This window comes from Mycolicibacterium novocastrense (genome assembly GCF_001570485.1).
GTDB classification, from domain to species: Bacteria; Actinomycetota; Actinomycetes; order Mycobacteriales; family Mycobacteriaceae; genus Mycobacterium; species Mycobacterium novocastrense.
This window is the reverse complement of record NZ_BCTA01000007.1, coordinates 1-6,577: the sequence shown is the minus strand read 5'-3', so window position 1 is coordinate 6,577 and position 6,577 is coordinate 1. Positions and strand designations below refer to the sequence as shown.

Here is a 6,577-nt window from a genome sequence, read left to right as displayed (position 1 = left end):
CGTAGAGAAGTCCAATTATTCCTTGCAGGACAGGCACTTTCGCTTATCTACACACCCCCACAGTCAACATTCCACGAAAAATCCGGGCTAATACGCCCTTCCGGCTTGCTGCGCGTTGAGCCGAGCACCACTGCCCGAGGCGATAGCCGTCAGGCGTGGCATATGCCGACGGAACGTGGGGGCCGTGCTGCTCGACGTACTCGCGGTATCGGCGATAGCCTTCCTCCCACGGCGGAGTGGCGTAAGTTTCGGGTGTCCAGCCGAGTTCGCGCAGCCGGCGCTCCCGCTCCGAATCAAGTTTGCCTTTGACGTAAACGCGGCGTTGGACGGCGACCCACGAGCCGAGCCGATAGCCATCACCGTCTTCATAAACCACCGGGACGCGGGCGTGGCCTTCGCTCTCCACAAAGCGCTTGTAGTGACTGTAGCCTTGCTCCCACGCCGCGTCTGCAGTCGTTTCCGGTGTCCAGCCCAGCTCCCGAAGTCGGCGTTCGCGATCCGCGTCCAAGCAGCCTTTTACATACTGGCTTCGTTGGGTGTTGACCCAGGAGCCTAGTGGATAGCCGTCCTCTTTGTGCTGCTGCAGGACGCGGGCTTGACCTTCGCGTTCTACATAGCGCTCATAGTGACTAAAGCCTTCCTCCCACGCTGCGGCCCACACCTCAGGTGTCCAGCCCAGCTCCCGAAGTCTTCGTTCGCGGTCGGTGTCCAGACGGCCATTGGCGTAATCAACACGTTGCTTGCTGACCCACGTACCGAGCGGATAACCATTTTCTTCGTAGCGCGCCTGGACGTTGGCATGGCCTTCGCGTTCAACAAAGCGGCGATAGCGTTCAAGCCCCTCCTCCCACGCAGCGACATAGGGGTGCGATGTCCAGCCCAGCTCAAGCAGCCGACGTTCGCGCTCGGCATCCATGCTGCCTTTGCGATACGCCTGGCGTTGCTTATTGACCCACCGACCGAGCCGAAAGCCGTTTTCCTCATGAGACTGAGGCACACGGGCGTGGCCTTCGCGTTCTACGAAGCACTGGTAATGCCGGTAACCGTGCTCCCAGGCGGCGTCCAGGAGGTTTGGCACCCAGCCGAGCTCTCGCAGTCGGCGTTCGCGGTCGGCATCTAGTCCGGGTTTGGCGTAGGCGTTTCGTTGTACGTTGAGCCACTGGCCGAGTCGATAACCGTCAGCTGCCTTATATGTCGCTGGGATGGCCGCGTGGCCATTCTGCTCGACGTACTCGCGGAAATGGCTGTAACCCTCCTCCCACGCCGCAGCACGGCTGTCCCACGTCCAGCCGGGCAGTTGTTTGAGTCGGCTTTCGCGGTCCGCGTGGAGTTTGCCTTCCGCAAATACGCTGCGTTGTTCGCCCACCCAGGCACCGAGCTTGTAGCCGCTTTCCTTATGGGCCGCCGGGACGTTCGCGTGACCGTTCTGCTCGACGAACTGCTCCATCAGGCCGAACCAGAACTCCCATGAGGCTGAAGTCATGTTGATCAGCTTCGTGTTGAACGCGCGGGCGAACGCATCGCTCACCCGCGGCCCCAGATCGACGTGGATCTTCGGTGGGAGCTTCACTGGTCCCTTGGGTCTGTTCCGCTTGCCAAGCTGGCGGCGGAGCTCATCAATTTGTTCAGCCAGTTCCTCGTCATGGGCGCGCAGGGCCAGCAGAACATCCCAGACAGGTTTGAAGGCCGAACTCTTAAGGGCAGTGTTCGTGTCCTTATCGGTCGCGTCCATGAAGATTGGGATGACGATGGTGCCGAGCGTCTTGTCGGGGACTAGCCGAATCGCGCGGCCGACAGCCTGCGCGACGTCGATCACGGAGCGCTTCGGGTCAATGAACGCCACGCCGTCGAGGGCAGGTACATCCACGCCCTCGGTCAAGCACCGAGCGTTGGACAGCACTCCGCACTCGCCCGCACCCACACTCCGGAGACGTTGCAGCTCTTGGCGTCGAACGCCTGTCGAATCCTTGGCCGAGACATGACGCGCCCACGTCTTCACGGTGGGGCGCTCATCCTCGGGCATCCAGGAAACTACTTCTTCTAACGTGTCAGCAAATTCCGCCGCATGCTTGACCCGGCTGTGGAAGGTGATCACCCGGTGCAGGTTGTAATCCCGAATGGCCTTCGCCAGCCCGATCTGCGCGGCCAGGCGCCCAGCGTTTTCAGCCACGCCTTCAACGCGCTGGACGAAGTTTTGGTTCTCGGCCCAGTCTCGAAACGTGGGATGGTTTTCGTCCACACCGATAACCAGAACCTGGTAATCGGTGAGCAGTCTGTTCGGTTTGTGGTGGATGGCGTCTCTGAAGTTCAGCCGGTGGAACACCAAGCCGAATGTCTCCTCGTCGTCCATCGAGGCATATGCCAGGTCGTCATCCAGGGCAGCGTCGTGGATGCGCTTAGCGAAGATTCGCGGGGTCGCCGTCATGAACAGGCGCCGCCGAGCTCGGATCTTCTCGCCGTCGAGAATGGTCGCGAACATCGATGCGATCGGCCCGGCGCAGCGATGCGCCTCGTCGGCAACCGCCAAGTCGAAGGCGGGCACCCCTGCCACCGCGCAGGCAGCGGCGACCTCTGGGGATGACTGGTAAGTGGAAAAGACAACGCGGCGACCAGGCCGGCGCAGGAACTCGGCGATCTTAGTAGGATCGGTAGTTACCGGATGGCCAAGATTGCTCGTATGCTCTACAGCCGCGTCTTCACCGCCGGCAGTCATATCAGAACACACCAACAGATAGTCGAATTCGACTGTCCGGCTAGCGGTCCATTCACGCATCGTCTGATCCAGCAAGGACAGAGACGGCAGCAATACCAGCGTGCGTTCGGAAGCAAGTTTTTCCGCGATGAATAAGGAAATCAGCGTCTTGCCGAGTCCGCACGCCATAATCAACTGGCCACGATCTGCACCGCGGAAGCCCGCCCACACGTCATCGATCGCCTCGGCCTGGTATGGCCGCGGCACCTTCGGTGGTTGTGGTCGGGCACGCAAGTCGGATGGTGAGCTCGGCCAGTCGAGCGGTGCGCACTCCAAAACGGCGCGGTCAACCACACCCACAGGGATGTATGAGCCCGTTACGACATCTTGCGCATGGCGGGAGAAGGGCTCAGTGGTCGCTGGTGTCCCGATCAGTAAGCGGTAAGCAAACAATGGCGACCGCCCGTCAGCACTCTTCCGCGCAGACTCCGACAGGAATCCGTGGATCGCATCCTTGGGGATTTTGTCGCCGTAGTGCTTGGCCTGGATAGCCCACAGTTCACCGGCGCGAGTCTGCGCGACCAGGTCGATACCAGCCTCACCCTCCTTCCAGCGGTCGGGCCACTCCTTCCACAGCCACACGTTCTCGAACGCGTAGCTCGGGTCGTGCTGCAAGTACCACTGACAGATGGGTTCAAATTGTTTGCCCGCGCGTTTGGGGTCGGGGTCCAATTGGGCTAACAGGTCGTCGAAGTTCACGGACGTGACCGGACGCTATTGCGTGTGCTAGTTGTGCGTCGAGCCAGGCGTAGCAACGACCGTGGCCCGTGGAGCCACAGCCTGCGGGGTTGTCTGTGTGTTGTGGTCATTGTCGCCGCCGTCGGGGAAAGCGCATACGCTTCGGAAGGTCGTATGCCCGACATGATCGTAATCAGGGGCACGGACATTTTGCTCAAGTGTGGCGACGGTGGTCACCGCGTCGCCCCGATCCGACGGGAAGCGCCCCTTTAGCAGCGGAAACGGCAAATTCACTGAGTGCCCCAAAAGGAACTCGCACCCTGTGAAGTCTCGTGTCCGGGGAGATCCCCCGTGCCTGGACAGAGTAGTTGCTGGTTTGGATCGACCAGGTAGCTTGCGGCTCGACGCTGAGGCAAGTCAGCAAATCGTGGGCAGACCCGCCGCGACAGACGGAAACAGTAGGTCGTCCGGCTGGCGGTTGTCGCCCCCGTCTTCACTTCAAGAGCGCGTACAAAAACGCCGGTACCGGCACACTCCGGACCGCTTGCTCTTCGTCGGCCCTCCGCGAGACCCGGTTTGCGCACGTACGTACGTCATCGAGCGCGCCCCCGGTACGCCCGGCGTCGACGTCGACGCTCGATACAGTCAGCGCCGCTGCCTCGCCGAAATGCAAGCCGCAATATCCGAGAGCTAGCACCAATGTCCGACGACAGGCGTGAAGGCGGTGGGGGGGGTGTTCGCCGGCCATACAGTCGCACACGCCGTGGTGAACGCGTCGGCAGCATGATCCATCTTGCACGACGCGATGGCCATAATGCTCCGACGTCCGTCGACGCGGCCGTACGCTGGATCGGAAATATTCCAAGATCTTGCCCCGGAGGGTTAGTCTTTGCCGACACGGCCCAACCCAACGATAGTCTTGCACTTCACCCATATCGAGCACTTGGAAACGGTTATCAACAACGGGTTGCTATGCGACACAGATGCACAGAGCACAGGTGTTTTGACTCGTGAGGCGGGCAACGTCGGCATCAAGGCGGCTCGGCGGAAACGACCAGTGCCGATCGAGCCTTACGGGCGGGTGGCGGATTACGTACCGTTCTATTTCGCTGCGCGAAGTCCGATGATGTCGGCAATCTCGAACGGGAAGGTTCCGGAATTCGGCACTGACTCGACGTCCCTGATGTACCTCGCGACCACGACGCAGATCCTGGTTGAGGGTGGCCTAAAGCTGCTGTTCACTGATCGAAATGCGCGACTGGACTACGCAAAATTCAAACCCGAAGCGGACGGCGACGATCTTGTTGATTGGAACCTGATGAAACAGAGGTACTGGGCCAACACCGACCAGGATCCCGAACGTAAGGAACGTCGGATGGCGGAGTGTCTTGTACATCAGCGGGTGCCGTTTGACAGGTTCGGGGCGATCATGGTTCACAGGGAAGAACAGGCGGAGGCTGTGCGTTCAACGCTGGCAGCCAACGGGCAATCTACCGAGGTCTATGTCAGACCCGACTGGTACATCTGACGTGTGGAGGGAGCGGCAACTTTGATCAGGACCGGCGACGGAAACTTGCTCCGCGCCGACGTTGACGCGCTTGTCAACACCGTAAACACTGTCGGCGTAATGGGAAAGGGCATCGCCCTGCAGTTCAAGCGCGCCTACCCATCGATGTACAAAGCCTACGAGGGCGCCGCTAAGAACGGCGAAATCCGGCTTGGCAGAATGTCGGTGTGGGAAACCAATCAAATGACTGGTCCCCGGTACATCATTAATTTCCCTACGAAGAAGCACTGGAAGGCAAAGTCCCGGCTAGCCGATATCGAGTCAGGGCTCATTGACCTTATCCGAGTGGTGGATGAATACGGCATCAAATCGATCGCGGTACCACCGCTCGGCTGTGGGAACGGCGGACTGGACTGGGCCGATGTCGAACCACTAATCGTCGCCGCATTCCAGGCGATTCCGGAAGTGGACGTCCTGCTTTACCCGCCGACGGGAACCCCAAGCGCAGCATCTATGCCTACGAACGAGCCACGTCCGCCAATGACGGCCGGCCGGGCAGCGCTGATCGCCCTTCTCGACGGCTACTCCAGCCAAGCGGAGGCGAGCACATCCCTGATCGAGTCGCAGAAGTTGATGTACTTCCTCCAAGTGGCTGGGGAGCCACTTAGTCTCAGGTACGAGAAGGCTTGGTACGGACCATATGCTGACAATTTGAGGCATGTGCTCAAAGTCGTAGAGGGCCACTATCTCCGTGGGTTCGGCGATGGCGCGACTGCGGTGATGGACGCCGAGCCGCTCGACGTCTTACCCGGCGCACTGGACGCCGCGCAGGCGTTTCTTGATGGACACCCAGACACTGGAAAACGGATCGAGCGTGTGCTCGAGCTGGCGAACGGTTACGAGACACCTTACGGGCTTGAGCTTTTGGCTAGCGTTCACTGGATCGCGAAAGAAGATCCGCGAGCGAGCGGTGACGCCGATCTCCTCGTTAAAGAGGTACAGAAGTGGACCCCCCGAAAGGGGAGGATGTTCTCGGAAATGCATATACGCCGTGCATGGGAGAATCTTCGAGGGAAGGGGTGGGTCACAGAACCCGCGCATGTCTAAGGTTGTGTGTACGGCACTGAACTAGAACCCCGGCCAGTCCGGGACAAGTCGAATATCGCTTCTGCCGCCGTCCTTGCATCCGCTGAACAAGCACCTTCCCTGTGTCGTGCGCGGTCCCTGTTTCTACCGGCAACTGTTCTGGTGTCCACTTGTGCGCCCAGGCGTTAAACCACAAGCAGCTCGGCAACGACCAGTGATGTGTGGATATGTTCGTCAGACAGATGTGAATCACCAGCTGTCCGCGTCAGCCATCGCCAAATTGATACAGGCCTACTGAAATGGCATGAGCACGAACCAGTTACAGCGACAGTATGAGCTCAGCCAAAACGATGGTGCAGAACAGTTTATGAACCGTGAGGGTCGTTCGTCGTCAGCGCAAGGTCACGTCGACGTAGGGCTGAACCGTGTGGGCGACGCTAACCGCTAGCCCCGCAACCCTCTGTCGACGACGGTCGAAAACTAGGCCAGAAGCGACGGTGAAAAGTAGGCCACGTGGTCGTGGTTATTGTGCCGTGTTGTCGGCTCTGGCGGAG

General features: G+C 60.1%; 3 protein-coding genes. 2 read left to right on the top strand and 1 reads right to left on the bottom strand.

Translation table 11 applies throughout. The features are described from left to right. Positions 1-43: 43 nt before the first annotated feature. Positions 44-3,451: a DEAD/DEAH box helicase gene (locus RMCN_RS02665; protein WP_067387084.1), complete on the bottom strand. Its 3,408-nt coding sequence runs from the start codon at positions 3,449-3,451 to the stop codon at positions 44-46. A gap of 898 nt (positions 3,452-4,349) precedes the next feature. Here RMCN_RS02665 and darT point away from each other — a divergent pair. Both darT and darG read left to right on the top strand, forming a co-directional pair. Then, positions 4,350-4,958: a type II toxin-antitoxin system toxin DNA ADP-ribosyl transferase DarT gene (darT, locus tag RMCN_RS02660; RefSeq protein WP_165604400.1), complete on the top strand. Its 609-nt coding sequence runs from the start codon at positions 4,350-4,352 to the stop codon at positions 4,956-4,958. Positions 4,959-4,979: 21 nt separating this feature from the next. After that, positions 4,980-6,044 (top strand): type II toxin-antitoxin system antitoxin DNA ADP-ribosyl glycohydrolase DarG, encoded by a 1,065-nt coding sequence (gene darG / locus RMCN_RS02655; RefSeq protein WP_067387087.1) that lies wholly within the window; start codon positions 4,980-4,982, stop codon positions 6,042-6,044. The last annotated feature ends 533 nt before the right edge of the window (positions 6,045-6,577 follow it).